Here is a 26,093-nt window from a genome sequence, read left to right on the forward strand (position 1 = left end):
CACTGGCACCGGTGGCGACAACGCCACCAGACCCGCGCCCGACGAAGCCACTACCAGCGACGACAACTCAAAGATCGGTAAGTGCGGCTGGAGTACTAGGCTAGAAACATATGATCCAAAGTATTCAATGCGAGGGGAGCGTGTGATGTGAAACCAAAAGAATCTATTCTGCCCGAGAGCAGAGTCAAGAGCACCCCAAAGGCCGAACCCGCCACTAAGCCCACTAAGGAGACCGGCACTCCCCCCGAAGATACAGACGACTTAGTCAAAGACTTTGCCCTAGAACGCTACAAGTACATTCTTCAGCAGATCAACGCGGTAAACGAGAACGTATATCGATTTCTCGCGATATACCAGGCCATGGCCAGCACCCTGGTAGCCGCCGGGCTCGCACTATTCGTTGGATACCGAACATGGGGCATAGCGCCCTCCGTCACACGGTCAGGAATAGTCGGCCTCATGCTCCTGATCACCGTGATCGGACTGTTCACCATACTGCTGATATTCATCGGGATACTGTCCTGGCTGGACTACAGAAGAGAGGAGTGCGCACTCACCGACAGCATCGTCTACACCGGCTTCCGCAAGAAGCCCAAGCTGGGCAACTTCTTCCGCTGGTACGAAACCTACATCGTGCTCTTCATCACCTTTTCACTGGGCTTCATGTGGTGGTACGCAACGGCCTACATCCTCCCTTTCGTCAAGTAGGACACCCATGACCACACCAGGAATTGACTATGTCGGCGTAGGAGTCGGCGCCGTCGTATTCGACGGCACGCGTCGCGTCTTCCTCGCCCAGCGTGGCCCGCGAGCGCGCAACGAGACAGGCACCTGGGAGTTCCCAGGCGGAATGGTCTCCTTCGGAGAAACGCTCGAAGAGGCGATCAAGCGGGAGTTCGACGAGGAGTACGGCATGAAGATCGAGCTGACCGGCATGCTCGGCGCCTTCGACCACATCCTGCTCCTGGAAACCCAGCACTGGATATCGATCACCTACTGCGCGAATCACATCGGCGGCGACCCGGAAATCCGAGAGCCGGAGAAGTGCAGCGCCATCGGCTGGTTCAGCCTTGCCGACCTCCCAGCGGAACTGTCCGAGATAAGCAAGAAGAACGTCAGCGCACTGGCCCGCTTTGATCAGTCTCCGTGAAACGGCCTACCCGAGGCCGCGCAGGTGGAAGAGTTCGGACGGCGAGATGGGCATCTTGTCGATCGGGAAGCCCTCCGCGTCCTCGATGGCCGACGCGATCACCGCCGAGACCGGGATCACGCCCGCCTCCCCCGCCCCCTTGACCCCCAGCGGGTTCAACGGCGAGGGGGTCTCCAGGTGGGCGGTCTCGATGTGCGGCACCTCGGTGGCGTACGGCATGAGGAAGTCCATGAAGGACGCGTTCAGCAGCTGGCCGTGGGAGTCGTAGACCATCCGCTCGTAGAGCGCTCCCCCCACCCCCTGGGCCACCCCGCCGTGGATCTGCCCCTCGACGATCATCGGGTTGATCAGCCGCCCGCAGTCGTGCACCACCGCGTACCGCAGAATCCGGATCTCCGCCGTCAGCGGGTCGGTCTCCACGATCGCCGCGTGCATCCCGGACGCGAACGTGGACCGCAGGGGCGAGTAGTAGTCCCGCCCTTCCAGCCCTGGTTCCTCCCCTTCCGCGATCGGCGGCCGGTCGTAGGAGGCCGTGCCGGCGAACTGGGTCGCCTTGGCCGTCTCCGCGTCGAAGGAGTAGCGCAACGGATTGGACAGCACCGCCACCGTGGACAGCGGGATCGACGCGGTGGGCGAGCCGGTCACGTGCACCACGCCTTCGGTGATCTCCAGGTCGCGCGGGTCCGCCTCCAGGGCGTCGGCGGCGATGCGCAGCGCCTTGTCGCGTACCTTGCGGCAGGCCAGCGCGATGGCGTTGCCGCTGACCACGGCCGCGCGGGAGGCGAAGGTGCCCACGGCGTACCCGAATCTGCGGGTGTCGCCGGTGACCACGGAGACGCGTTCGATCGGGACGCCGAGTTCGGTGGCGGCGATCTGCGCGAACGCGGTCTCGTGGCCCTGGCCCTGGGAGGTGAGGCCGGTGGAGACATGCACCCGGCCGTCGGAGGTGACCTGGACGTGCCCGCCCTCGTACGGTCCGACGCCGGTGCCCTCGACGTAGCAGCCGATGCCGATGCCGAGCCCGGGGCGCCGCTCGAAGGTGTCCCAGCCGATGAGTTCCTTGAGCAGCCGCAGCGACTCGGGGTAGTCGCCGCTGTCGTAGATGAGCGGGCGGCCGTCCTGGAAGATCATGCCCTGGTCGTAGGGGAACTGGTCGGGCTGGATGAAGTTGGCCGCGCGCACGTCGGCCCGGTCGAGCCCGAGCGCGGCGGCGATCTTGTCCATGGTCCGCTCCATGCAGAACACGGCCTGCGGCCGGCCCGCCCCACGGTACGGCGTGACCTGCACGGTGTTGGTGTAGACGGAGGAGAACTCGACCCGGTAGGCCCCGATCCGGTACGGCCCGAGCAACTGCGTCGAGGTGATGATCGGCACGATGATCCCGTACGGCGTGTAGGCCCCGTGATCGTGCAAGATGGTCACGTCGAGCCCCTGGATCCGCCCCTCGCCGTCGAAGCCGACCTTGACGTGCTGCACCTGGCCGCGCTCGTGCGCCGAGGAGATGAAGTGCTCGCGCCGGTCCTCGGTCCACTTGACCTCGCGGCCGAGTGTCATCGCCGCCCACGGGACCAGGATCTCCTCCGGCCACGGGTGCACGATCTTCACACCGAATCCGCCGCCGACGTCCGGCGCGATGACTTCGACGTTGGTCAGCGGCAGCTCCAGTTTGGCGGCGATCGCCATCCGGACGCTGGTGGAGGTCTGGGTGCTGGAGTAGACGCGCAGGTCGCGGCCGTCCCAGCGGGCGAACACGCCGCGTCCTTCGAGCGGCATGGACGCGCTACGCTCGATGTCGAGCCGGAAGGCCAGCGTGTGCGGCGCGCTCTCGATCGCCTGGCGGGCGTCCCGGCCGTCGGCGGCGGCGACCTCCTGCACGAGGTGGGCGCCCACGTTGCCGGGGACGTCCTCGTGGACGAGCTGCGCGCTCTGGACGGCCTCCTCGATGCCGACCACGGCTTTGAGCACCTCGTAGTCGACGTTGATCAGCGCGCACGCGTCCTCGGCGAGGTACCGGTCCTCGGCGACCACCATCACGACCGGTTCGCCGACGTGCCTGACCAGGTCGCGGGCGAGGGCGAGCGCGGTGCGGCCGTGGGTGAGCGCGGGGTGCGGGATGAGCAGCGGCAGCGGCTGGGCGAGCTGTCCGGGCAGGTCCTCCCAGGTGTAGACGGCGACCAGGCCCTCGACGTCGAGGACGGCGGAGACGTCGATGTCGAGGATGCGGGCGTGCGCGTGCGGCGAGCGGACGAACGCGACGGCCAGCGTGCCGGGCCCGCCGAGGTCGTCGACGTAGCGGCCCTGGCCGGTCAGCAGCCGGGCGTCCTCCCGTCGTTGTACGGGCTCGCCGAACAGCTTTGTCGTCACGATTCCTCCGCCATGATCTCCGCGGCGCGGTGCACGGCCTTGACGATGTTCTGGTACCCGGTGCACCGGCACAGGTTGCCCGAGACGCCTTCGAGCACTTCGTCTTCGGTGGGCGTCGGGTTGTCCCTGAGCAGGGCGGTCGCCGTACAGAGGAAGCCGGGGGTGCAGAAGCCGCACTGCAGGCCGTGGCATTCGGCGAAGGCGCGCTGCACCGGCGACAGGCCGTCCGGCCCGGCCAGTCCTTCGACGGTGGTGAGGGAGTGGCCGTCCACGCTGACCGCGAAGGTGAGGCAGGAGCGCACCGGGTCGCCGTCGAGCAGGACGGTGCAGCAGCCGCACACGCCGTGCTCGCAGCCCACATGGGTGCCGGTCAGGCCCAGGTCGTGGCGCAGGCAGTCGGACAGCAGCCGCCTGACCGGCACCGTCACCTGCCTGGTGACACCGTTCACGACCAGCGTGATCTCACGCTCCACCCGCGGCCTCCCTCAATGCCTGCTCTGCGATGACCGCGACGAGGTGCCGCCGGTACTCGGCCGTCGCGTGAATGTCCGCCTCAGGTTCCGTCCCGGCCTGTACGGCCCGCGCCGCCGCCGCCCAGTCGACGGCCGAGGGCGGCCGGTGACCGCATTGTTCGGTGACGTCCACCACGAGGGGGACGGGGCCGACGCCGATGCAGGCGGCTCTGGCGGAGCCGACCAGCAGGTCGTCGTCGAGGGTGACGACGGCGGCCACTCCGGCCAGCGCGTAGTCGCCGTGCCTGCGGGCCACCTCCCGGAACGACACTCCTGACCTCTCCGGCAAGTTCGGGAAATATGCGGAAACGGCTAGTTCGCCGGGTTGGATGGCGGACTCCAGCGGGCCCACGAAGAACTCCGAGGCGGGGACGTCTCGCCACCGTGTGCCGTTCGCGGGCGTCCCGGGCCCGGTGAGCGGGTCCTCGGGCGAGCCGCGCCGCGCCAGCCGTACCGAGCCGTCGAGCAGGGCGAGGACCGCGGGCAGTTCCGCGGCGGGGTCGGCGTGCACCAGGCTGCCCACCACCGTGCCCCGGTTGCGGATCACCGGGTGGGCGACCAGCCGCAGCGCCAGGCGCAGCAGCGGCTGCGCGTCCGCCGCCTCCGGGGACCGTTCCACCTGCGCGTGCCTGGCCAGCGCGCCGACCGTGACGCCGTGCTCGTCCACGTCGATGGTGGCCAGTTCCGCGAGCCCGTTGATGTCGATCAGGTGCTCGGGCGCGGCCAGCCGCATGTTCAGCAGCGGGATCAGGCTCTGCCCGCCCGCCAGGACCTTGCCGTGCTCCCCCGCCCCGGCCAGGTCCGCGAGGGCCTGGCCGAGGTCGCGTGGAGCGTGGTACTCGAAGGGCGCGGGTTTCACCCGGTGGTCTCCCTGATCTCCGCCGGACGGCCCGCGATGACACGGAGCAGGTGGTAGCCGCCCACCACCACGATGGTGCCGAGCGCGATGCCCTCCAGCGTGAACTCGCTGCTGATCACTTGCTTGACCGGTCCGATGGCCAGGATGATGCCCGCGCCGATCGGAACCATGTTCACCGGGTCGGAGAAGTCGACCCGGTTCTCGATCCAGATCTTGGCGCCGAGGAGGCCGATCATGCCGTACAGGATCACCGTGACGCCGCCGAGCACGCCGTTCGGCGTGGCGGCGATCAGCGCGCCGAACTTGGGGCACAGGCCGAACAGGATCGCGATCACACCCGCGATGTAGTAGGCGGCGGTGGAGTAGACGCGGGTGGCGGCCATGACGCCGATGTTCTCCGCGTAGGTGGTGGTCGGGGAGCCGCCGACCGCGCTGGTGATCACGGTGCCGATGCCGTCGGCGGCGACGGCCCGGCCCATGTACGGGTCGACGTCGGTCTTGGTCATCTCGCCGACGGCCTTGACATGGCCGATGTTCTCCGCGATCAGCGCGATGATCGCGGGGAGCACGAGCAGTACGGCCGAGGTCTTGAAGTCGGGGAGGTGCATGTTCGGCAGGCCGATCCAGTCGGCCTGGGCGACCGCCTCGAAGCTCACCCGGGGGTGCGTGTCGACCTTGCCGGTGGCCGCGTTGAAGGCGGTGATGTCGCCGAACACCCGGTCCGCGCCCCAGGACAGGCCGAACCCGACGATCAGCCCGAGCAGGATGCCGATGCGACCGATGAACCCCTTGAAGGCGACGATGAACACGAACGTGACCAGCATCGTGACCAGCGCCATCCACTGGTCCGACGGCCAGTAGATGTCGGCGACCACGTACGCCAGGCCGAACCCGATCAGCATGACCACGGCCCCGGTGACCACCGGCGGGAAGATCCGGTTGATGATCTGCACGCCGAGGAAGTGCACCGCCAGGCCGACCAGCGCGAGCAGGAATCCGACGACCAGGATCGCGCCGGTCACGATCGCGTCGACCGCGGGCGTGTCGCCGCCGAACAGCGCCCTGATCGCGAGCACGCCGCCCACGAACGACGCGCTGGTGCCGAGGTAGCTGGGCACCTTGCCCTTGACGATCAACAGGAACAGGATGGTCGCGACACCCGACATCATGATCGCGACGTTCGGGTCGAGCCCCATCACCAGCGGGAACACGAACGTCGCGCCGAACATCGCGATGACGTGCTGGGCGCCGAACCCGACCATGCGCGGCCAGCTCAGCCGCTCGTCCGGTCTGACCACCTCGCCCGGGGCCAGATGTTTGCCGTCTCCGTGTTTGGTCCAGCCCACAACCATTGAGAGCCCCTCATTCACCGGGCCGTCGGTTCGGTGGCCACCCCGCAGGCTCCTCCGCGGCGGATCCTCGTGCTGCCGTTGCGGGCACATTAGGCCCGCAGCCGGTCCCTTACACGGGCATGATCTGCCAAATCTGCGACGATTACCAGGAACCGCCTCGCGCACGTCGCGCGTTGATCGCCCGCAGCGCGTGGTAGCCGAAGAGCAGGACGACGGTGCCCAGCGCGATGCCGCTCAGCGCGAAGGTGCCGGAGATCGGCAGGGCGACCGGGCCGATCGCGCAGATGATCCCCGCGCCGGTCGGCACCATGTTCACCGGCTGGGCGAAGTCGACCTTGTTCTCGATCCACATCTTGGCGCCGAGCAGGCCGATCATGCCGTACAGGATGGTGGTGACGCCGCCCAGCACGCCGTTCGGGGTGGCGGCGATGAGCTCGCCGAACTTGGGGCTGAGGCCGAACAGGATCGCGATGATCGCGGCGATGTAGTAGGCGGCGGTGGAGTAGACGCGGGTGGCGGCCATGACGCCGATGTTCTCCGCGTAGGTGGTGGTGGCGGGGCCGCCGACCGAGGTGGCGACCACGGTGCCGATGCCGTCGGCCATGACCGCCCGGCCCAGGTAGCCGTCGACGTCGGCGCCGGTCATCTCGCCGACCGCCTTGACGTGGCCGACGTTCTCCGCGATGAGCGCGATGACCACCGGCAGCACCAGCACGATCGCCGACACCTCGAACACCGGGCCGTGCAGCGTGGGCAGCCCGAACCAGTCGGCCTCGGCGACCTTGTCGAGGTTGACCCGGAAGTGGTCGGCGACCACGCCGTCGGCTCCGGGCGAGTGGATCTTCCCGCCGACCCGGTCCCACACCCAGGAGAGCACGAAGCCGAAGATCAGGCCGAGCAGGATGCCGATCCGGCCGAGGAAGCCGCGGAAGACGCCGACGAACACGAAGGTGGCCAGCATGGTGATCAGCGCCACCCACGGGTCCTGCGGCCAGTACACGTCGGCGGCCACGTAGGCCATGCCGAAGCCGATGAGCATCACCACGCCGCCGGTGACCACCGGGGGAAAGATCCGGTGGATGATCTGCACACCCAGCCGATGGATCGCCAGCCCGCACAGCGCCAGCACCACGCCCACGACCAGCAGCGCGCCGGTCACGGTCGCGCTGTCGCCGCCGGCCGCCCTGATCGCCACCACCGCGCCGACGAACGAGGCGCTGGAGCCGACGTAGCTGGGGATCTTCCCTCTCACGATCAGCAGGAAGACGATCGTCGCCACGCCGGACATCATCACGGCCAGGTTCGGGTCCAACCCCATGAGCAGGGGGAACACGAAGGTGGCGCCGAACATCGCGATGACGTGCTGGGCGCCGAACCCGACCATGCGCGGCCAGCTCAGCCGCTCGTCGGGTCTGACCACCTCGCCCGGCGTGAGATTCTTCCCGTCGCCGTGCACCTTCCAGCCGAGCGCCATCCCGCCACCTCTACTCGCCACCCGCCTGACCAGCGGGTACCCGTCTCTCCTATGTAATGTCGGAGAGCACAATAGAGCGTGCGCCGGCGCGCGCCTCGGTCAGGTCACCCGGATGGCGAATCCCTCGCCGGTCACCGTCTGGCCGGAGCGGATCTTGCAGGTCTTGCGGAGCTCGACCTCCCCGTCCACCAGCACCATCCCCTCCGCGATCAGGTGCTTGGCCATCCCGCCGGTCTCCGTCACGCCCATGTACTTGAGCAGGTCGCACAGCGGGATGTAGTCACTGGACAGCTCAAAGGTCTCCTCCACGCGGGTCAGCCTACGGGCACGGCTCAGATGCCGCGCATCCGCAGGACGTGCAGCGCCAGGGTCAGGTTGAGGCGCAGGTGCGGGTCCTCGGTGAAGTTGCCCAGCATGCGCTCCAGCTTGCCGATGCGGTAGCGCAGCGTGTTGTAGTGGAAGTGCAGGCGCCTGGCGGTCTCGGCGACGTTGAGGTTCGTCTCCAGCAGCACCTGCAGGGTCCTGCGCAGGTCGGCGTTCTCCCCGTCGGCGTCGGTGGCCAGCGAGCCCAGCGTCTCGCGGACGAACGCGTGCAGTTCGGCGGTGTCGTTCACCAGCGACAGCAGCCGGTAGACGCCGAGCTGGTCGAAGTGCGCCACCGCGCCCGGCCCGTGCAACTGGCGGCCCACCCGGGCCGCCTTCAACGCCTGCGCGTACGCCTCGGGCAGCCGCTCGGCCCCCGGGCAGGAGCGGCTGGTGCCGGTGGAGAACGTGGCGGGCATCGCGTCCGCGAACGAGGTGGCCGCGTCCCTGGCCACCCGCTGGGCGTCCACCGAGGCGTCGACCACCGCGACCACCTCGTGCGAGAAGCCCGCCACCGCGCCGCGCTGGTCGTGGCGGCGCATCGCGGCCGTCCACGAGGTGACCAGGCGGTCCTGGGTGACCCGCTCGTCGCCCTCGGGGTCGAGCTCGGCCACCAGCACGGTGACGGGGCGCTGCAGGTCCCAGCCGAACGCCCGCGCCCGCGCGGCGATCCGCTCGGCCGTGCCCGCCCGGCCGGTGAGCACGTCGCGCAGGAAGTCGGCCCGGTACTTGCTCTCGACCGCGTTGACCGCGTCCTGCCGGGTGACGACGAGGGCGGCGACGGTGGCGGCACGTTCCAAGATGCCGATGTCGCTCTCCCGGATCGTTCCCGCGGGGCTGTGGGCGACGATCCGGCCGTGGTGGTGGCCGCCGGCGACGACCGGGACGGCGGCGAAGCCCGCGGTGCGCCCGGCCGTACCCTTGGCGCCTTCGCGGGACAGGGCCTCGTGCAGGCCCGCGACGTGCTCGGGCGGGCCGGCCGCGGCCAGCACCCGGCCCGCGCCGTCGACGGCCGCGACCGTGACGTCGAGCAGGCCGGCCACCTCGGCCGTCACCTCGCCGAGCCCGCCGCCCGCGAGCACCACCTGGACCAGCGCGCGGTGCGCCTCCTCGGCGCGGACCAGTACGGCCGCCTGCCGGTTGAGGATGTCGGTGAGCACCTGGTTGAGGATGTCGTCGAAGCCGACGTCGTTGGGCAGCAGGATCAGCGGGAAGCCGAGCCGGTCGGCCTGCTCCACCATCTCCTCGGGCAGTTCGTCGACGTAGCGGCCGAGCTTGATGGCGAGCGCGGCCAGCCCCCGCTCGTCGAGGTCGGCGACCAGCCGGCCCAGCGACTGCGGGGTGTTGCGTAAGGGGTAGCCGGTGGTGAGCAGCAGCTCGTGCGGCTTGACCCAGGACAGGATGTCGGGCACCTCCATGACGTTGAGGCGCTGCACGATCCGGTCCAGTCCGCGCTCTCCCGCGATGAGCTTGGCGTCGGCGAGCGTCGAAACCCCCAGCACCTCCCCGACCGACACTCCATGAATGATCGTTCCGGTGCTGGCCAGGCGAACGGGGGGCTCCATGCGGTGATTGTGACCGATGAAGCCGTCTGTCAGGAAGAGCCAACCTTCAGGCTCACTGTTGGCAAATTTCTCCGTACGGAGGGTTGGAGGGCCGTTCTACGGTCAGGACCATGACCCACAGGGAGGTTCGTTGACGCTCGGTACCCAGCGGAGGGCCTTGCCGCGCACGCACGTGACCGGGGCGGCCAGCTCGGCGGTCCGCCCCGCGCTGGAATCGCCGCGCCGGCCCGCACGGGTCCTGGCCACCTTTCCCCTCTGCGTCTACCTGGAGATACGCACCGAGCAGGAGCCGACGACGATCGCCGTGATCACCGGCGACGCGACCCGGCTGCCGAACTCGCTGCTGACCTCGGGCGCACTGCCGCAGGTCACTGTGGGTGACGACGCCTCGGTCGGCGACGGCTCGGTCGAGCTCGGCCGCCAGAGCCTGCGCGCCCGCCGCTGGTGGGACCCGGCCCCGGCCCTGCCCCCCGTCGAACTGGTACGGCTGGCCGAGTCGGCCACCCGGCTGACCGCCTGCGCGGGCCGCAGCCCCGGCCTGGCCGGCAACGGCGCGATCGCCCTGCTGGCCGAGGGCTGCGCGGCAGGCTCGCTGGTACGCGCGGTGACCGCGGCCGAGCAACTGGTGGGCCTCGGCCCCGGCCTGACGCCGAGCGGCGACGACGTGCTGGCCGGGCTGCTGCTGGCGCTGCGGCATCTGGGCGCCGCCGCCCGGGTCGGCAGGGCCGTCTGGCTGGCCGACTGGCTGGCCGCGACCGTCACCTTCGACGCGCGTACCCGCACCACGCCCATCTCCGCGACGCTGCTGCACTGCGCGGCCAGGGGCGAGGCCAGCCCCGAGGTGACGGCGGTGCTGCGCGCCCTGGCCGAGAGCCGGCCGCCGGAACCGGCGCTCGGCAGGCTGGCCCGCCTCGGGCACACCTCGGGCGCCGACCTGACCCAAGGGCTGCGCATCGGCGTCGCCTCCGTGCTGGCGCTGGGCGAGGCCGCGTGAGCAGGGACCTGGTGGCCGTCCGCACGGGCGTCTACCACGACTCGGTGAGCCTCATGCGGGTCAGCTCAGCTCTGTCGGAGCTGGCCGGGGTCGAGGTGGCGATCGTCGCCATGGCGACCAAGCTCAACCTGGGCCTGGCTCGCGACCTCGGTTTCGAGCTGCCCCCGGCCGATCCGTCCGACCTGCTGGTGGCGGTGCGGGCCGACGACGTGGACGCCGCGACCGGTGAGCTCGACCGCCTGCTGGGGGCGCTGTCGAGCCGCCAGGTCGCGGAGTCCGCCGACTACCCGCCGCGCACCACCAGGTCGGCGGCCAGGCGCGGCGGGGCGAGCGTGGTGCTGGTGTCGGTGCCGGGCGAGTACGCCTTCGCCGAGGCGGCCGACGCGATCGAGGCCGGGCTCGACGTGATGGTCTTCAGCGACAACGTGCCGCTGGAGCAGGAGGTGCGTCTCAAGGAGCTGGCCGCGGAGCGCGGGGTGCTGGTCATGGGGCCCGACTGCGGGACGGCCGTGATCGGCGGGGCGGGTCTGGGTTTCGCCAACGTCCTGCGGCCGGGCCCGGTGGGGGTGGTGGCCGCCTCGGGCACCGGGGCGCAGCAGGTCACGTCCCTGCTGGACCTCGCGGGCGTCGGGGTGAGCCATGTGCTCGGGGTGGGCAGCCGGGATCTGTCGGCCGAGGTGGGCGGGCGCTCGACGACTGCCGCGCTGCGGATGCTGGACGAGGACCCTGCCACGGAGCTGATCGTGCTGGTGTCCAAGCCGCCGTCGGAGGAGACGGCTCGGGCGGTGCGGGAGGTCGTGGAGAAGCTGCGCACACCTGTGGTGACCGCGCTGCTCGGCACCGGCGGACCCGACCTGACCGCGGCGGCCGAGGCGGCGCTGCGGGCGCTCGGGCGGGAGGCGCCGCGGTGGCCGTCCTGGCCGCGTCCCGCGGTGTCCGGGCGGCTCAGGGGGCTGTACTCCGGCGGGACGCTGTGCACCGAGGCGAGGATCATCGCGGGGGGCGGCGAGTTCGTCGACTACGGGGACGACGCCTACACCCGGGGGCGCGCGCATCCGATGATCGATCCGACGCTGCGGCTCGAGGCGCTGGCCTCGGCCGAGCCCGGGGACGTGGTGCTGATGGACGTGGTGCTCGGGCACGGCGCCGAGGCCGATCCGGCCGCGCGGCTCGCGCCCGCGATCGCCGCCGCCGGGGTGCCCGTCGTGATCGCCCTGATCGGCACCGAAGGCGACCCGCAAGGGCTGCGCCGCCAGGCGGAGGCGCTGTACGCGGCCGGAGCGTCCGTCTTCACCTCCAACGCCGAGGCCGCCCGGCATGTGGGCACACCTACTGACAAGCGAGGCCGCTCGTGACCCTTCTGTCCGGCGAGCCGCACGTCATCACCGTGGGGGCCGACCTGCTCGGGGAGGCGCTGGACGCGCAGGCCGTACCGAGGACCGCCGTGGACTGGCGGCCGCCGCTGCCGGGCACGTCGGCCGCGCTGGCGCGGGTCCTCGCCGACCCGCGCCGGGCCGCCGCCAACGAGCGGGCCGTCGGCCGCCTCACCTCCGCGCGCCCCCAGCTCGTCGGGGTACGGCCCGCGGGCGAGGTGCTCGGCCTGGCCCCGGGCACGTTCCTGCACGCGGGGCCGCCGATCACCTGGGAGCGGGCGTCGGGGCCGATGCGCGGCGCGCTGATCGGCGCGATGCTGTTCGAGGGCCTGGCGAGCGACCCGGCCGACGCCGCGGACCGGCTCGCGGCGGGCCGGGCCACGCTGGAGCCGTGCCACCACCATCGCACCGTCGGGCCGATGGCGGGCGTGGTCAGCCCGTCGATGTGGATGTTCGAGGTGGACGACGCCGAGCACGGCGGCACCGCCTACTGCTCGCTCAACGAGGGCCTGGGCAAGGTGCTGCGCTACGGCGCGTACGGACCCGAGGTGCTGGCGCGGCTGCGCTGGATGGGCGAGGTGCTCGGCCCGGCGCTGGCCGCCGCGCTGCGCCTGACCGGGCCGCTCGACCTGCGCGCGCTCATCGCCCAGGCGCTGCAGATGGGCGACGAGCTGCACAACAGGAACCGGGCGGCCACCTCGCTGCTGGTGCGCGAACTGGCCCCCGCGGTGGTCGACGCCGCGCCCGCGCACGCCGCCGAGGTGCTGCGCTTCGTCAACGGCAACGACCACTTCTTCCTCAACCCGGCCATGGCGGCGGGCAAGGTCAGCACCGACGCGGCCAGGAACATCCCGGGCTCGTCGCTGGTGGTGGCGATGGCCCGCAACGGCACCGACTTCGGGGTACAGGTCTCCGGCCTGGGCGACCGCTGGTTCACCGGGCCCGCGGGCGTGCCCGACGGCCTCTACCTCGGCGCGTACGGCCCCGCCGACGCCAACCCCGACATCGGCGACTCCACCATCACCGAGACCTCGGGCCTCGGCGGGTTCGCCATGGCCGCCGCGCCCGCCATCGTGCGCTTCGTCGGCGGTGAGGTGTCCGACGCGATCACGGCGACCAGGTCCATGTACGAGATCACGCTCGCCGAGCACCCCGCCTACCAGATTCCCGGGCTCGGATTCCGCGGCACGCCGGTCGGCATCGACGTGACGCTGGTGGCGCGGACAGGCGTGCTGCCGGTGGTCAACACCGGTATCGCCGGACGGGTGGCGGGGACCGGCCAGGTCGGCGCGGGCCTGGTCAGCCCGCCCGCCGAGGCGTTCGTGGCCGCGTTGAACGCACTCGCCGATTGATTCTTTAAGTATATTTCGCGCTTCCATTCTCGAATGGCCGCCCACTATCGTGGCCAACCTCGCAATCTGGAAGAATCGCCAGCCGCGCTCGACGACGCATGGTGAGAATGAGGTTGGAGATGGGGGACGACGCATGATCGGTAAGGTCCCCGCCGAGGGGCAGCGCGCGCCCGAAGGCACCGCGCGCGGCCAGGGCCGCCTGGTCGGCCGTCGCTACCGGCTCATGTCGCCGGTCGGCCGCGGCGGCATGGGCGTCGTCTGGCACGCCCACGACGTCCTGCTCGACCGCGACGTCGCCGTCAAGGAACTGATCCTCCCCTACGGCCTCGACCACACCGGCGCCCAGGTGGCGCACCGCCGCGTCCTGCGCGAGGCCCGCTCCGCCGCCCGCCTCGGCCACCCCGGCATCGTCACCGTGCACGACGTCGTCGAGGAGGACGGGCGGCCGTGGATCGTGATGGAGCTGTTCCGCGCATGGTCTCTGGAGCAGGCCGTACGGCAGAGCGGGCCGCTTCCCGTGGTCCAGGCCGCCGAGATCGGCATCCGGGTGCTCGACGCGCTCAGCCACGCGCACGCCGCCGGGATCCTGCACCGCGACGTCAAACCCGGCAACGTGCTGCTCACCGCTGACCGGGTCGTGCTCACCGACTTCGGCATCGCCGCCATCGAGGGCGACGTCTCGATCACGCAGACCGGGCTGCTGATGGGGTCGCCCGCCTACATACCGCCCGAACGGCTGTCCGGGCAGCCGATCACCCAGGCGGCCGACCTGTGGTCCTTCGGGGCGACGCTGTACGCGGCCGTCGAGGGCCGGCCGCCCTACGAGGGGCCCGACGCGATCGCCGTGCTCGGGGCCGTGCTCACCCAGGAGCCGGTCAGGCCGGTGCGGGCCGGGGCGCTGCTGCCCGTCATCGAAGGGCTGCTGCGGAAGAATCCGGCCGAGCGGATGACGTCCGAGCAGGTGAGCGACCTGCTGGAGGCGGTACTGCGGAGTCACGGATCCAGTACGACAAGGGGGACGGGGCACATTCCGACGCCGTCGGACTCGACGCCCATGCATCTGCTGCCGCCGCTCGATCCGCCTTCGGGGCCGCTGCCGTCGCGGATCGTGGAGACTCCCTCGGGGCCGGTGCGGGTGGCCTACGATCCGGCGGAGCCTTCGGGCGGGTACGCGATGCCGTACGACTCGTTGTCCGGTTCCGCGGCGCATCGGACGGAGATGATCATTCCGCCTGCGCAGGGTGGGGCGGGGTTCGACGCGTTCGGCTCGGCGTCGGGTGGTGGGACGGCGTCGGGCGGATACGACGTGCTGAACAGCCCGTCCGGCCCTCACGGCGCCGCCCCGTCCGGCCTCGCCGCCTCGGAGTCCCATGAGGCGGCCACATTCGGCGGTCCCTCAGGGCCGCACTCCCTCGGGGGCCCCTCAGGCCCGCACTCCTTCGGGGGTGCTTCAGGCCCGCACTCCCTCGGGGATGCTTCCGGGCCGCACGACCTGGCCTCCTTCGGCTCCTCTTCCGGCCCGTACCAGCTTCCCGGGTTGGGCGGGTCTTCGGGACCTCACGAGGTCGCCGGATTCGGCGGTCCCTCAGGGGCGCACGAGGTCGCCGGCCCGGCGGACAGCGGGCGGGGGGCGGCGCGGCTGCCCGGTTCCGATGGCGTTTCCGACGCCCGTCTCGCCTCTGGAACGCCCTCGGGTGCGCGGCCCGCGTTCGACCCGCCGCCGGAGCCGCAGCCCGTGCTGCCGCCCGGCGTCGACAGCCGCGACCTGCGTTCGGCCGCCGACGGCGATCATGTGACGGTCTCTCCGTGGCCGCTGTCCCCCGAGGACGTGGTCCGGCGCCCCGGCGCCCGCTCCGGCACCAGGGGGAAGCCGAGCGAGGGCCCGCCATCCAGGAGGAGCCGCAGGTCAGCCGGGAACGGGTGGACCCGAGACGGCCGCCCGACCGCGCGCCTGATCGTGTCCGCGCTGGGCGCCGTGGGCGTCGCCGTCGTGGCCCTGATGCTCGTCACCTCCGGCAACCCCCCCAGCGAAACGCTGCCCACCACCTCGAGCGCGCCCCCCGCCCAGCCGCCCGCGACGATCCCCGATGGCTTCAAGGAGCACACGCCGGACGGGTTCAGCGCGGCGGTCCCGTCCTCGTGGAAGCTGTCCACCTCCGGCGGAGAAGCCACGTTCACGGGTCCGAAGGACTCGGGCATGAAGATCACCGTCGAGCAGACCACCCCGCAGGCCGACGGCGGCGTGTCGGATCTGACCAGACTCGAGACCGACAGCGGCGTCGAGGCCTACATCCAGGTCCAGCTCCAGCCGGTGGCGTACAACGGCTGGAAGGCCGCCGACTGGGAGTACACCTACACGCTTCCCAACGGCGTCCCCATGCAGACTCTTACCCGTCACGTCACCCTCGACGACAAGACCGCCTTCACGATCACCTTCACCATGCCCCAGCTGAAGTGGTCCGACGAAGCCAAAACCCGCCAAACCTTCTTCAACACCTTCCGCCCCACCACCTGACCTCCCGGAAGAGGCACCGGCCAAGCGCTGTCAGGCGAAGCGCGGAGTGATCTGCCAGACCCTCATTTTCAGGTCGGTGTCCTCGGTGTACTCGTGGATCAGCAGGTTGAACTCGGCGGCGAAGACGCCATCGTTCCCGGTCGGGCGTTTGTTGTGGGTCAGGACGAGCATGGGATGCGAAAGCGCTCCGGCGTGCTTGATGTCCTCGTCGCTCGGACGCACCCCGCTTCGGCGAGGCCGGGATGCGTGTGGAACTCCAGGACGATGCGGCCCTTCTCCGCCGCCTGCTTCCGCGCGGGGTTCATGTTGATCGCGCTGTCGCCCACCGCCACTCCGGCCTGGAGGTAGACGAGGTCGCCGTTGGTGATCCGGTAAGGGGCAATATTCCAGAAAGCCATCATCGTGTTCCTGCGATGACCCGAATCCCCCCGGTGCGGGCAGGGAGCGCGGCTGGGATAGCGTCCTGGCCATGCGAGTTGCGAGCGTCCACATCTACCCCGTGAAGTCCACCATGGGACACGACGTCGAGGCTGCCGACGTCGAGCCGTGGGGCCTGGCCGGGGATCGCCGTTACCTGGTGATCGACGGGAAAGGCGAGATGCTGACCGCCCGCCAGCACCCCTGGTTGCTCTCCTGCCGGGCCGAGGTGGACGCCGACGGCCTGACGCTCACCGGCCCGCACGCCGCCCCCCTGCGGGTGACGCCGACGCCCAGGACGTACACGATCAAGGTGCGGCGTACCGAGGTGGAGCTCACCGACTGCGGCGACGACGCGGCGGCGTGGCTGTCGACCCTGGCGGGCGAGCCCGTACGGCTGGCGTGGCTCGACGACCCCACCCGCCGCCCCGTGAACCCCGAGTACGGCAGGCCCTCCGACCGGGTGAGCCTGGCCGACGGCTACCCCTTGCTGCTCACCTCCACCTCCTCGCTGGCCCGGTTGAACGACTGGATCGCCGAGACGGCCGCCGAGCGCGGCGAGGAGGTGCCGGTGCCGCTGGCGATGCGCAGGTTCAGGCCGAGCGTGGTGGTCTCGGGGGCCGGGGAGCCGTTCGAGGAGGACGGGTGGACGCGGGTGCGCGTCGGCGAGGTGGACTTCCGGGTGGCCAAGCTCTGCGACCGCTGCGTGATGACCACGATCGACCCCGGCACGCTCGCCAAGGGCAAGGAGCCCCTGCGGACGCTGGCCAGGCACCGCCGCTGGGACGGCAAGGTCTGGTTCGGCGTCAACCTGATCCCCGACGCGCCGGGCCGCGTCTCGGTGGACGACCCGGTGACGCTCCTCTGAGCGAGTCCGCGGCCTCCTCCGCCGAGGAGAACACCGCGCCGCCTGCGAGGACACGAGGTCGAGGATCCCGCTGAAGTCGATCTCAATCCAGTTGCAAGTGGCCTCGCTAGCATCGCCGCCATGATGAAGAAGTTGATCACGTTGACCGCTGTGGCCGGGACTGTCGCGCTGACGGCTCCGGTTCCCGCGTCCGCCTCCGTCACCACGATGTTGCGCCTGCGCGGCGGCCTCACCCTGGAGATCCCGAGTACCTGGCAGGTCTACGGCAGCGCGGACCGGGTCCGGGTGGTGACCGGCTCCTGCGCGCGCCCGAAGGGCGGATACTTCGAGCCCCGCTGCGACAGCTTCTGGGTGATCGGCCCGAAGGCACTCAAGACAGGCGCCGAGGGCTTCCGCCCCTACAACCCCGACCAGGGCCCGTTCTACCCGGCTTCCGATGTGCCGCCGTGCCCGACGAACCCTCGGTACGGCCAGGTCATCGGCAAGGCGATCGCGGTGGGCTACCGCAACATCGGCGTGGCCACCAAGGCGCACTACCGCGTCTGGCCGGGCCGGTGCGTGAGGCATGACAACGGCGAGCAGAAGTCGACGTTCAACCAGCGCGAGTGGTACCTACCGAAGACGAAGACCCTGATCGTCGACCAGTGGGCCACCCCCGGCCTGGCCGCCATCCTGAAGAACGCCGTCTGGGAGAACTGACCCCCCGGCCTGCTCCGTGGTTTCGCCGACGGCGTCCTGAAACAGCAGGACGCCGTCGATCCATTTGATCGGACGATCGCCGTCGCAGGGGGAATCGGCTTTTCCGTCAGGGCCATGCCAGCAACTGGAACCAGACGGACTTGCCGGCGGGGTTGAGGGTCCAGCCCCAGTTGTGGGAGAGGTTCTGGACGATGGGGAGTCCTCTGCCGGACACGCCCAGATAGTCGGCTCGCCGCATCCGGGGGATGGCGACGCAGGAGTCGTGGACGTCGACAATCATCAGTTCCTTCTCCCTGCTGACTGTGACGCGTATGGCATCCCGAGCGGAAACGCCTGACGAGCCGTGCGAGAGCGCGTTGGTGACAAGTTCCGAAGTAAGGAGTTCGGCGATTTCTCGCACCTCGCCGTCCACCTCCCAGTCGGCGGCCACATCTCGAACGAATCGGCGGGCGGATGCCACGTTCTTCGGTGCGCACGGTATCCATTTCTCACCCAGGAAGGCTTGCGCGAAGTGCGACCCGTAGCGACATTCGGCCCGTACCGCGCATGCCATGAGAGTTGCTTTCCTGGTGTCACCGACTTCTTCGGTTTTCATATGTGCATAATGCCAAGAGGCGGTTACGCTTAGCGCTGGAACGGTTACCAAGGGCGAGCGCTGGGATTCATGCAGCCGTTGTTGAAGTCCGGCAAGGAGGGCATCGTGGCCGACCTCTATACACCCCAGGCGATATGGGGCAGAGAACTGCGCCATCACCGCAAATCTGCGGGCCTCACCCAGGGCCAGCTCGCCGAAAGGATCCACTTCAGCGAGTCCCTGATCAGCGGAGTGGAGACGGGCCAGCTCCCGGCCAGCCCAGAGTTCGCAGAGACATGCGACAAGATCCTCAACACGAACGGAGTCCTCTACCGGCTCCTCGACTGGAGGAAGGCCCAAGCCCTCCCGTCCTGGTTCGGGAAGTGGAAGGACAAGGAACAGGACGCCGTCACCCTCCGAATCTACGAGCCGATGGTGATGCCCGGCCTCCTGCAAACCGAGGCTTACGCGCTTGCCTTGTTGGGCAACGAGGCGGCGACCGCTGCCCGTCTTGAGCGTCAGACCATTCTTACCCGTGACAACCCGCCACCCCCGACCCTTCGATGTGTGATTGACGAATTGGCCCTACATCGTTTGGTCGGGAGCCCCGAGATCGTGCGTGACCAGCTAGAACGCTTGGTCGCGATTGCCAGCTCCCAGGTGAGCGTGCAGGTCGTGCCGCGCGGATGCGTGCGCACAGGCATTCTGGCGGGGTTCGCGATCGCCACGCTGGAAGGCGGAGCCGAGGTAGCGTATCTGGATACAGCCATCCGCGGACTCACGACCAGCGATCAGGACGACGTCACAGCGGCAGTGGCCCAATTCGAGGCCATTCGCATAGAGGCACTTCCGCTGGGCATGTCGATAGATCTCATTAAGAGAACGGCAGAGGACAGATGGACCTGAGTGAAGCGCAGTGGCACAAGTCAAGCTTCAGCGGAAACAACGGTGGGAACTGTGTCGAGGTCGCGGAACTCCGCGACACCATTGATGTCCTCGGCCACAAGGCCGAACGCTCCGCGCTGATCGCCGTACGCGACTCCAAGGACCCCGACGGCCCCAAACTCTTCTTCACCCCCACCGAATGGGAAGCCTTCCTCAGCGGCGTGAAGGCCAACGAGTTCGACCTACCTCACCACCCCTGACATCTCGGTATCCCCACCACCCTCACCAAGCTCCGGTGATGTGATTCCGAACCACCGTCGAGGCAGAGGCGCATGCCGTCGGCGGCGACGGCGCGGAGGGCCGCGCCGAGCGGGCACCCTGACGCCCGGGTGCATGTCCCCTGAGGCTTCCGCGCTCTACGGCTCGCCGTCACGGCGGAGGCAGCGCGGGTGGCTCACCAAGGGGTGGCGAGCCGAGCCGGATCGGCTCTCGCCGGGCACAGCGTGGACTCCGGCAGGCGAGCCAGCAGATCTGGCCACACTTATAATCATTTTCCAACTAAATCATCTTTCTTGCGGTTCCATTTTTTCGATGATATGGAAGGAATGAGGCTCTTCAGACAGGAGCGGGGGTCACATGAAGGCAGTTCGGCGACTCGGAAAGACTCCGTTGGAGCGTGGCGACACGACCTCCGTATCGGGGTCGCCGGATATCATCGAATTGGATGACGGAAACTTCGCCGTCATCGGGACCGATATCACCGACCAGCTCGGCGTCAATCCCCTGCACGACGCGAGATGTGCGGCGGACGAACGGATCGTGTGGATCTCACGCGCCACGCTGATCTCGGCGAAGAGTGACATTCCGGAGCAATAAATGCGTCCCCCGCAGTGGGCAACCGTGACCGGCAGGCGACTCGATCTCGACGGATTCGAGGCGTGTTTCCTGGACGCCTGGTCACGTGTGGAGTCGCGGTTCCTCAAACTCGAGTGCTGGCAGAGCTATCGGGAGCGCGAGGTCACCACGTCCCAGGCCGCCTACGAACGGGGTGCCGTCCAGGAGGCCGAGCGGCTGCTGCGGCGGGAGGCGGAGGCCGAGCGACCGCTCTACCAGGATGTCCAGAGCAGAGGCATCGACTACGCCCGGATCCGTCTGGTCCAGGAGCCGCTCACGCCGTACCTCGGCTACGAGCTGATCGCCTACCGGATCCGGGTGAAGCTCGGCGAGAACATCGAAGTGGTGCGCTGCGATCCGGCCATGAACCTTCCCGGCACGGAGTTCTTTGATTTTCTCCTTTTCGACCGGCATACCGCGTTGATTCACGATTACGGAGAGATCGGACTTCAGTCGGGAGGGTGGGTGACGAACGACGTCGCCGTCATAGCTTCTCTAGAGAAAAAGGCAATAGAGCTTAGGCGGCAGGCCGTACCGCTCGAGGAGTTCTTGGCGGCGGTGTGACGGGAAATTTGGACGAGGACATACGCTGCGGATAGGTTCCGACAATGGGTCGTCCTCGGCGACTGAGAGCCCTCACCGTTTTCTCCGCTCCGATACTCGGCATCGCGCTGGTGGCGATTGTGCTGGCCGTACCCGCGTTTCTCCTGTTTCGCTCCGACGAGACGACACTCGATCGCTGGTGACGAAGAAGGACCATTACTGCAACCTGATCCGCAACCTGCAGAAGGTCGCGTACGAGCTCGCCGAGCTACGCGGCGAGGCGTCCAGGCGCTGAAGCCAGGGACCCTGCCGTGGCGGGTATCACAGACGTCCCATTTAGGCTAATGTGCGACACTTCATCGGTGACGACCGCTCCCGCCAAACCCCCGGTGACGGCACCCTCCATTCAGCGCCGAACCCTCGCCGTCCTCTCCTCCGCGCAGATCACCGGCGGCGTGGGCGTGGCCGTCGGGCTCGCGCTCAGTTCCGTCGTCGTCGACGAGCTGTCCGGCTCCGTGGTCATCAGCGGCTTCGCCGGCACCGCCACGGTCCTCGGCGCCGCCCTGCTCGCGCTGCCCATCGCCAGGGCCGCGGCCGGTACGGGCGGGCGCAGGGCGGGCCTGGGCCTCGCCTACCTCGCCGCCCTGGCCGGCTGCCTCATCTCGGTGGTGGCGATCACCATCACCTCGTGGCCGCTGCTGCTGGCGGGGCTGGTGCTGGTGGGCGGAGGCAGCGCGGGCAACCTGGCCGCGCGGTACTCGGCCACCGACCTGTCGCCGCCCGGACACGCGGCCCGGCACCTGTCGCTGGTGGTGTGGGCGGCCACGATCGGCTCGGTCGCGGGCCCGAACCTGGCCGACCCCGCCGACCGTATCGGCAGGGAGCTGGGCCTGGTCGGCACCGCGGGCCCGTTCGCGTTCGCGGCGCTGGCCTTCGCCGCCGCCCTGCTGATCATCATGGCGGGGCTGCGACCCGACCCGCTGGTGCTGGCCCGCTCGGTCGACGGCGTGGCGGCGGTGAAGCCCGGCAAGCACAGGACGATGCGGGACGGCTGGGCGACCCTGCGGGACACGCCGGTGGCCCGCCGGGCGCTGATCGCGATCGCGGTCAGCCACACCGCGATGGTGTCGGTCATGTCGATGACCCCGGTGCACCTGCGCCACGAGGGCGCGGAGCTTGAGGTCATCGGCCTGGTCATCAGCCTGCACATCGCCGGGATGTACGTGCTGTCGCCGGTGGTCGGCTGGCTGGCCGACAAGGTGGGCAGGGTGCCGGTGCTGGTGCTCGGCATGGCCCTGCTGCTGGCCGCGTCGGTGATGGCGGGTACGGCGGGCGAGCACCGCGTGGGGCAGGTCACCGCGGGGCTGGTGCTGCTCGGCGTGGGCTGGTCGTGCGGGCTGGTGGCGGGCTCGGCGATGCTGAGCGAGGCGGTGCCGATCGAGCGCCGCCCGGCCGTACAGGGGCTGTCGGACCTGCTGATGAACGTCTGCGGCGCCACCGGGACGGTGGTCGCGGGGGCGATCGTCGGCGGGCTGTCCTACGGGTTCCTCGGGATGGCGGTCGGCGTGCTGGTGACGGTCACCGGGGTGTGGCTGACCCTCACTTGGCGTCTGCGTAGCAGCTGACCGCGACCGCCTCCATCGGGAAACGGACCGGTGTGACGCCGAACAGCAGGCGGCTGGCCTCGGCGGCGGCTTCGGTGACCGCGGTGATCACCTGGTCGGCCTGGTCGAGCGGGCAGTGCACCATGACCTCGTCGTGCTGGAAGAAGACCAGCCTGGCGGGGTCGGGCAGCAGCCCGCGCAGGACCGCCATCAGCGCCAGCGCCCATTCGGCCGCGGTGCCCTGGACGACGAAGTTGCGGGTGAAGCGGCCCCGGTCGCGGGCCGCGCGGCTGCCTTCGGGGCCGGAGACGAGCTCCCTCCAGCCCGCGGAGGGCGGCGGGCTGGTACGGCCCAGCCACGACCTGACCAGGCGGCCCTCCTCCCCCGCCTTGGCCGCGTCCTCGACGAACTGGTAGGCCCGCGGGAAGCGCTGGCGCATGACGGCCAGCAGCTTGGAGGCGTCGCCGCTGGTCCCGCCGTACATGGCGGACAGCATCGCGATCTTGGCGTTCTCGCGTTCACCGCCGAAGGAGCGGGCCAGCGCGGAGTACAGGTCGATCTCGCCGGCGGCCCTGGCCAGCCCGTGGTCTCCGGCCATCGCGGCCAGCACCCTGGGCTCCAGCTGGGCGGCGTCGGCGACGATCAGGACCCAGCCGTCGTCGGCGACCACCACCTTGCGCATCACCTTGGGGATCTGCAGCGCGCCGCCGCCGCTGGTGGCCCAGCGGCCGGACACGACGCCGGCCACCACGTACTCGGCGCGGAAGCGGCCGTCGCGCACCCACTGGTCGGCCCAGGCCCAGCCGTGGAAGCTGAACAGCCTGGCCAGCTCTTTGTAGGCGAGCAGCGGTTGGACGGCGGGGTGTGCGAGCTGCTTGAGCTCCCACGACCTGGTCGACTTCAGCGCGACGCCCGCCCCCTTGAACGCCTTGACGAGCTGCTGCACGGAGTCGGGGTTGACCGGGTGGCCGAAGGCGGCGGCCACCTCGTCGGCCAGCGCCTGCAGCCGGGCCGGGCGCATGCCGTGCACGGGGCGCGGGCCGAGCAGCTCGGTGAGCAGCCGGTCGTGTACGTCGAGGCGCCACGGCATGCCGTCGTGGCCCATCTCGGCGGCGATCAGCGCGCCGGCCGACTCGGCCGCGACGAGCAGCCGGAAGCGGCCGGGGTCGGGCAGCGCGGCGATCCTGCGCCGCTGGTCGGCCAGCACCTCGAGGAGCAGGGCGGCGTCCGGTTCGGCGCGCTCCTCGTCGAACAGGGTGTCCTGCCGGGCGGCGGGCCCGGCGGGGTCGTCGGGCACCGGCAGGCCGTGCAGCCTGGCGTGCGCGGCGAGCGCCGAGCGCGGCTCGCCGTAACGGCCCTCGTGGGCCAGCAGCAGGCCCTCCGTCAGGGCGAGGTCGTGGCAGCGGGCGACCCGCACGCCGGCGCGCAGCAGGGGCGGGTAGGCGGTGCGCGCGTCGGCCCAGACCCAGCGGGGCCTGCCGGACTCCAGCTCCCGCACGGCCGCCGCCAGGTCGTCGGCATGGCGGGAGGAACCCTCGGCGGGGCGGATCGTCCCACCGCCGGAGGAGTCGGGAGCCACCGCTACGTACACGCCTCCAGGGTGCCAGGCGGCACCGACAGTCTGATGGTCACCTCGTCCTCCAGCGGAGGGTCGAGCTCCTGCGTCAGGCAGCCGGTGGCGGCGAAGCAGCGGATCTTCAGCTCGTCCGGTGTGACCGAGATGTGGAGGAAGTTCTTGAAGAACGGCGGGGTGTCCCAGTCGGACAGCTCCGACAGGTATCGGTGGAACACCCGGCCGACCGGCAGCCGGAACGGCATCGGCCAGGCGCCGAGGATTCTCGCCGCCCACCGCATCCGCCTGGTGATGACGACCTCGGGGTCGAGCGCCCGCACCGGCGTGTTGCGGATCCGGTCGGCCATGATGCAGGCCGCCTCGCGGGGCTTGAGGTAGAGCCAGTTCATGCGCAGCCGCCTGGCGTAGAGCTGGCTGTAGAACGACAGCGAGTCGCCGCGCAGCGGGTAGCACTTGAAGTCGTCCTCGTGCACGCCCGCCACGTCGACCCGGCCGGTGGTGTGGGTGGCGTGCATGAAGGCGCCCGCGCCGCCGGAGACGATGTACTGGATCACCCGGTCGCCCACCCTGACCGGGTAGCGCTGGTAGTTGTGCACGTCCCCGCCGATCGCGGCGACGTAGCGGTGCGCGGGGTCGCGGACGATGTCGTCGATCGTGCCGCCGTCCTCCAGCACGGACGGCTTGTGCACGTTGCGCGTGTAGATGGGCTTGCCGGTGACCAGCACCTTCGGCCGGGGGTCGAGCGAGGTACGGCGCAGCCACGCGGCCTGCTCCCGGTCGATCTCGCCCCTGATCCCGGTGTCCACGCCGACGATGAGCAGGCTCTCGGTCTCGATCGCCCAGTACGGCGCGGGCTGGACCGCCTGCTGCGCGGGAGCGCCCCGGAGGGCTCGCGCCTGGGCCAGCCGTACCTCGTCGATCTTGTCGGGTTTGCGCCACAGCCACGCGCGGGGGCCGCCGGAGGCGCGCGCGGGCAGTGCGGGGGCATCGCAGAAGACGCGCATGAAGCCGCCGAGGCCGTCGTACCAGTCGTGGTTGCCGGGGATGGCGTAGATGGGGGCCGGGTAGCCCTGGTAGGGGCGGAAGAACTTGTCGCCGTACTCGTTGCCGGAGCCGGTCGGGTAGATCACGTCGCTGGCCACGACCGCGAACGAGGTGCCGGCGCCGATCTTGAGCAGGCCGGGCACCACGGCGTACTGCGAGGCGTCGCCCTCGCCGGGGTCGCCCAGTAACAGGAAGCTGAAGCTGCCACCCACGGCGGGCCTGATCCGGAACTCGGGGTCGGCGCCGCGTTCGCACTGCTGGGCCACCCAGCGCGCCCGCTCCCCCTTGGACGGGTCGCCGAACAGGCCCGCGAGGATCTCGTTGCGCGAGCGCCACAGGGTGGCGGGGTGGAGCCAGGAGAAGCTCCGCCGGCTGGGTATCAGGTCCTTGAACGTGCCGATCTGCTGGCAGGCCCACCCGGCGCCCTCCTCGGACGTCCGCGACGACACCTGCTTCCCGCGCTCGGCGGCGACTTCCACCATGACCACATCTTTGCCGCGATCTTTCCCGGATGCACCCAGGACCCGACATGCACACCGTCTGTGATCAAGACGATACGGAAAGGTGTTCAACCCCTTGTTGGGCGGGGAACGGGCGCGGTAACGTCATCCCCCAAGCAAGCGGTTGTCGACCTGCGGGGCGGCCAGGTCGGCGGGGGCAGCCCCCGTCCCGTGTGAAGGTCCCGAACGCGAGAGGGGCTGGTCATGGCCCGGAACGGTTTCGATGACGCGACCCGGCGAGGCACGGCGGGCGCGGCGGTGGTCGAGGGGCTGCTCGCCTACGCCGAGACGCAGTCACGCGCCTGGGTGCGCGGGCGCTCGGCGCGGAGCATGGAGCGGGCGATCGCGCTCAGCAGGACGCTGGCCGCCAATGACCCGGAGGAACATACGGCGCTGCTGGCCCGGGCGCTGCGCACCGGCGCCCGGCAGTTGCTCAGGCACCGGCGGGCGGCCGAGGCTCTGCCACTGGCCGAGGAGGCGGTGGAGCTGTCGCGAGGCGCGGGCGGCGCCCCGCTGGTCGTCGCCCTGGAGTGCCTGTCGGACGTGCTGAACGCGCTGGGCCGCCGGGGCGAGGCGGCCGACCTGCGCGCCGAGGCTCACAAGATCATGGCCGGGTGAC

General features: G+C 70.1%; 26 protein-coding genes. 14 read left to right on the plus strand and 12 right to left on the minus strand.

Annotation, left to right across the window (positions count from 1 at the left end; genetic code table 11):
* Positions 1-147: 147 nt before the first annotated feature.
* A complete protein-coding gene (locus ABZ911_RS19085; RefSeq protein ID WP_358056902.1) occupies positions 148-708 on the plus strand; it encodes a hypothetical protein in 561 nt (186 codons plus the stop codon).
* Positions 709-715: 7 nt separating this feature from the next.
* Positions 716-1,150 (plus strand): NUDIX domain-containing protein, encoded by a 435-nt coding sequence (locus ABZ911_RS19090; RefSeq protein ID WP_358056904.1) that lies wholly within the window; start codon positions 716-718, stop codon positions 1,148-1,150.
* A gap of 6 nt (positions 1,151-1,156) precedes the next feature.
* On the opposite strand, the gene cutA is transcribed toward ABZ911_RS19090, so the two are convergent.
* From cutA to ABZ911_RS19125, 7 genes are all read right to left on the minus strand, one after another.
* Entirely contained in the window at positions 1,157-3,514 is a 2,358-nt protein-coding gene (cutA, locus tag ABZ911_RS19095; protein WP_358056906.1) for an aerobic carbon-monoxide dehydrogenase large subunit, read from the minus strand.
* Positions 3,511-3,987: a (2Fe-2S)-binding protein gene (locus ABZ911_RS19100; RefSeq protein ID WP_358056908.1), complete on the minus strand. Its 477-nt coding sequence runs from the start codon at positions 3,985-3,987 to the stop codon at positions 3,511-3,513. The genes cutA and ABZ911_RS19100 overlap by 4 nt, the downstream gene beginning before the upstream one ends.
* Positions 3,977-4,885, minus strand: coding sequence for an FAD binding domain-containing protein (locus tag ABZ911_RS19105; RefSeq protein ID WP_358056910.1), 909 nt, complete (start codon positions 4,883-4,885; stop codon positions 3,977-3,979). The genes ABZ911_RS19100 and ABZ911_RS19105 overlap by 11 nt, the downstream gene beginning before the upstream one ends.
* Positions 4,882-6,237, minus strand: coding sequence for a solute carrier family 23 protein (locus ABZ911_RS19110; protein ID WP_358056912.1), 1,356 nt, complete (start codon positions 6,235-6,237; stop codon positions 4,882-4,884). Before ABZ911_RS19110 ends, ABZ911_RS19105 begins: the two co-directional genes overlap by 4 nt.
* 142 nt (positions 6,238-6,379) lie before the next feature.
* Entirely contained in the window at positions 6,380-7,711 is a 1,332-nt protein-coding gene (locus tag ABZ911_RS19115; RefSeq protein WP_358056914.1) for a solute carrier family 23 protein, read from the minus strand.
* Positions 7,712-7,810: 99 nt separating this feature from the next.
* Positions 7,811-8,020: an RNA-binding S4 domain-containing protein gene (locus ABZ911_RS19120; protein ID WP_358056916.1), complete on the minus strand. Its 210-nt coding sequence runs from the start codon at positions 8,018-8,020 to the stop codon at positions 7,811-7,813.
* Positions 8,021-8,043: 23 nt separating this feature from the next.
* Positions 8,044-9,639 carry a PucR family transcriptional regulator ligand-binding domain-containing protein gene (locus ABZ911_RS19125; RefSeq protein ID WP_358056918.1) on the minus strand — a complete coding sequence of 532 codons (1,596 nt, stop codon included), beginning with the start codon at positions 9,637-9,639 and terminating at the stop codon, positions 8,044-8,046.
* A 130-nt stretch (positions 9,640-9,769) separates the two neighbouring features.
* Here ABZ911_RS19125 and ABZ911_RS19130 point away from each other — a divergent pair, with 130 nt between their 5' ends.
* The 4 genes from ABZ911_RS19130 (at position 9,770) to ABZ911_RS19145 (ending at position 15,873) form a co-directional block, all read left to right on the plus strand.
* Complete coding sequence (locus ABZ911_RS19130; protein WP_358056920.1) at positions 9,770-10,633, plus strand: DUF2877 domain-containing protein; 864 nt, start codon at positions 9,770-9,772, stop codon at positions 10,631-10,633.
* A complete protein-coding gene (locus ABZ911_RS19135; RefSeq protein WP_358056922.1) occupies positions 10,630-11,988 on the plus strand; it encodes an FdrA family protein in 1,359 nt (452 codons plus the stop codon). Before ABZ911_RS19130 ends, ABZ911_RS19135 begins: the two co-directional genes overlap by 4 nt.
* A complete protein-coding gene (locus tag ABZ911_RS19140) occupies positions 11,985-13,358 on the plus strand; it encodes a DUF1116 domain-containing protein (RefSeq protein WP_358056924.1) in 1,374 nt (457 codons plus the stop codon). Before ABZ911_RS19135 ends, ABZ911_RS19140 begins: the two co-directional genes overlap by 4 nt.
* 133 nt (positions 13,359-13,491) lie before the next feature.
* Complete coding sequence (locus tag ABZ911_RS19145) at positions 13,492-15,873, plus strand: protein kinase (RefSeq protein ID WP_358056926.1); 2,382 nt, start codon at positions 13,492-13,494, stop codon at positions 15,871-15,873.
* 30 nt (positions 15,874-15,903) lie between these two features.
* Here ABZ911_RS19145 and ABZ911_RS19150 read toward each other — a convergent pair whose 3' ends face one another.
* Both ABZ911_RS19150 and ABZ911_RS19155 read right to left on the minus strand, forming a co-directional pair.
* Complete coding sequence (locus ABZ911_RS19150) at positions 15,904-16,044, minus strand: hypothetical protein (protein WP_358056928.1); 141 nt, start codon at positions 16,042-16,044, stop codon at positions 15,904-15,906.
* Positions 16,032-16,271 (minus strand): hypothetical protein, encoded by a 240-nt coding sequence (locus ABZ911_RS19155; RefSeq protein WP_358056930.1) that lies wholly within the window; start codon positions 16,269-16,271, stop codon positions 16,032-16,034. Before ABZ911_RS19155 ends, ABZ911_RS19150 begins: the two co-directional genes overlap by 13 nt.
* Positions 16,272-16,342: 71 nt before the next feature.
* Here ABZ911_RS19155 and ABZ911_RS19160 point away from each other — a divergent pair, with 71 nt between their 5' ends.
* Both ABZ911_RS19160 and ABZ911_RS19165 read left to right on the plus strand, forming a co-directional pair.
* Positions 16,343-17,158 (plus strand): MOSC N-terminal beta barrel domain-containing protein, encoded by an 816-nt coding sequence (locus ABZ911_RS19160; protein WP_358056932.1) that lies wholly within the window; start codon positions 16,343-16,345, stop codon positions 17,156-17,158.
* Between the two features lie 120 nt (positions 17,159-17,278).
* Positions 17,279-17,857 (plus strand): hypothetical protein, encoded by a 579-nt coding sequence (locus tag ABZ911_RS19165; RefSeq protein WP_358056934.1) that lies wholly within the window; start codon positions 17,279-17,281, stop codon positions 17,855-17,857.
* A 106-nt stretch (positions 17,858-17,963) separates the two neighbouring features.
* Here the strand turns inward: ABZ911_RS19165 and ABZ911_RS19170 are convergent, their stop codons facing one another.
* Positions 17,964-18,452: an ATP-binding protein gene (locus tag ABZ911_RS19170; protein WP_358056937.1), complete on the minus strand. Its 489-nt coding sequence runs from the start codon at positions 18,450-18,452 to the stop codon at positions 17,964-17,966.
* Positions 18,453-18,557: 105 nt separating this feature from the next.
* Here ABZ911_RS19170 and ABZ911_RS19175 point away from each other — a divergent pair, with 105 nt between their 5' ends.
* The 5 genes from ABZ911_RS19175 (at position 18,558) to ABZ911_RS19195 (ending at position 22,378) form a co-directional block, all read left to right on the plus strand.
* Entirely contained in the window at positions 18,558-19,337 is a 780-nt protein-coding gene (locus tag ABZ911_RS19175; protein ID WP_358056939.1) for a helix-turn-helix transcriptional regulator, read from the plus strand.
* Positions 19,328-19,576: a DUF397 domain-containing protein gene (locus ABZ911_RS19180; RefSeq protein ID WP_358056941.1), complete on the plus strand. Its 249-nt coding sequence runs from the start codon at positions 19,328-19,330 to the stop codon at positions 19,574-19,576. Before ABZ911_RS19175 ends, ABZ911_RS19180 begins: the two co-directional genes overlap by 10 nt.
* Before the next feature lie 376 nt (positions 19,577-19,952).
* Positions 19,953-20,192: a hypothetical protein gene (locus ABZ911_RS19185; RefSeq protein WP_358056944.1), complete on the plus strand. Its 240-nt coding sequence runs from the start codon at positions 19,953-19,955 to the stop codon at positions 20,190-20,192.
* A gap of 24 nt (positions 20,193-20,216) precedes the next feature.
* The gene (locus ABZ911_RS19190) at positions 20,217-20,774 is read left to right on the plus strand and encodes a DUF6879 family protein (protein ID WP_358056947.1); all 558 of its coding nucleotides are present in this window, start codon (positions 20,217-20,219) and stop codon (positions 20,772-20,774) included.
* A 341-nt stretch (positions 20,775-21,115) separates the two neighbouring features.
* Positions 21,116-22,378, plus strand: coding sequence for an MFS transporter (locus ABZ911_RS19195; RefSeq protein ID WP_358056950.1), 1,263 nt, complete (start codon positions 21,116-21,118; stop codon positions 22,376-22,378).
* Here the strand turns inward: ABZ911_RS19195 and ABZ911_RS19200 are convergent.
* Positions 22,353-23,948, minus strand: a complete 1,596-nt coding sequence (locus tag ABZ911_RS19200) for a bifunctional 3'-5' exonuclease/DNA polymerase (protein ID WP_358056953.1) — start codon at positions 23,946-23,948, stop codon at positions 22,353-22,355. The two genes, ABZ911_RS19195 and ABZ911_RS19200, sit on opposite strands and share 26 nt — an antisense overlap.
* Positions 23,939-25,456, minus strand: coding sequence for a metallophosphoesterase (locus ABZ911_RS19205; RefSeq protein WP_358056956.1), 1,518 nt, complete (start codon positions 25,454-25,456; stop codon positions 23,939-23,941). The genes ABZ911_RS19200 and ABZ911_RS19205 overlap by 10 nt, the downstream gene beginning before the upstream one ends.
* Positions 25,457-25,678: 222 nt before the next feature.
* Between ABZ911_RS19205 and ABZ911_RS19210 the strand changes: the two genes are divergently transcribed.
* The gene (locus tag ABZ911_RS19210) at positions 25,679-26,092 is read left to right on the plus strand and encodes a hypothetical protein (protein WP_358056959.1); all 414 of its coding nucleotides are present in this window, start codon (positions 25,679-25,681) and stop codon (positions 26,090-26,092) included.
* Position 26,093: the final 1 nt, after the last annotated feature.

Source organism: Nonomuraea sp. NPDC046570, from assembly GCF_040645915.1.
Taxonomy (GTDB): domain Bacteria; phylum Actinomycetota; class Actinomycetes; order Streptosporangiales; family Streptosporangiaceae; genus Nonomuraea.

Excerpts from the sequence above, each read along its gene's own strand:
- ABZ911_RS19110 (WP_358056912.1), bottom strand. The coding sequence starts at position 6,237 with ATGGTTGTGGGCTGGACCAAACACGGAGACGGCAAACATCTGGCCCCG.
- ABZ911_RS19155 (WP_358056930.1), bottom strand. The coding sequence starts at position 16,271 with ATGGCTTTCTGGAATATTGCCCCTTACCGGATCACCAACGGCGACCTC.
- ABZ911_RS19145 (WP_358056926.1), top strand. The coding sequence starts at position 13,492 with ATGATCGGTAAGGTCCCCGCCGAGGGGCAGCGCGCGCCCGAAGGCACC.
- ABZ911_RS19170 (WP_358056937.1), bottom strand. The coding sequence starts at position 18,452 with ATGAAAACCGAAGAAGTCGGTGACACCAGGAAAGCAACTCTCATGGCA.
- ABZ911_RS19115 (WP_358056914.1), bottom strand. The coding sequence starts at position 7,711 with ATGGCGCTCGGCTGGAAGGTGCACGGCGACGGGAAGAATCTCACGCCG.
- ABZ911_RS19150 (WP_358056928.1), bottom strand. The coding sequence starts at position 16,044 with ATGCTCGTCCTGACCCACAACAAACGCCCGACCGGGAACGATGGCGTC.
- ABZ911_RS19160 (WP_358056932.1), top strand. The coding sequence starts at position 16,343 with ATGCGAGTTGCGAGCGTCCACATCTACCCCGTGAAGTCCACCATGGGA.
- ABZ911_RS19165 (WP_358056934.1), top strand. The coding sequence starts at position 17,279 with ATGATGAAGAAGTTGATCACGTTGACCGCTGTGGCCGGGACTGTCGCG.
- ABZ911_RS19125 (WP_358056918.1), bottom strand. The coding sequence starts at position 9,639 with ATGGAGCCCCCCGTTCGCCTGGCCAGCACCGGAACGATCATTCATGGA.
- ABZ911_RS19180 (WP_358056941.1), top strand. The coding sequence starts at position 19,328 with ATGGACCTGAGTGAAGCGCAGTGGCACAAGTCAAGCTTCAGCGGAAAC.
- ABZ911_RS19090 (WP_358056904.1), top strand. The coding sequence starts at position 716 with ATGACCACACCAGGAATTGACTATGTCGGCGTAGGAGTCGGCGCCGTC.
- ABZ911_RS19205 (WP_358056956.1), bottom strand. The coding sequence starts at position 25,456 with ATGGTGGAAGTCGCCGCCGAGCGCGGGAAGCAGGTGTCGTCGCGGACG.
- ABZ911_RS19185 (WP_358056944.1), top strand. The coding sequence starts at position 19,953 with ATGAAGGCAGTTCGGCGACTCGGAAAGACTCCGTTGGAGCGTGGCGAC.
- ABZ911_RS19210 (WP_358056959.1), top strand. The coding sequence starts at position 25,679 with ATGGCCCGGAACGGTTTCGATGACGCGACCCGGCGAGGCACGGCGGGC.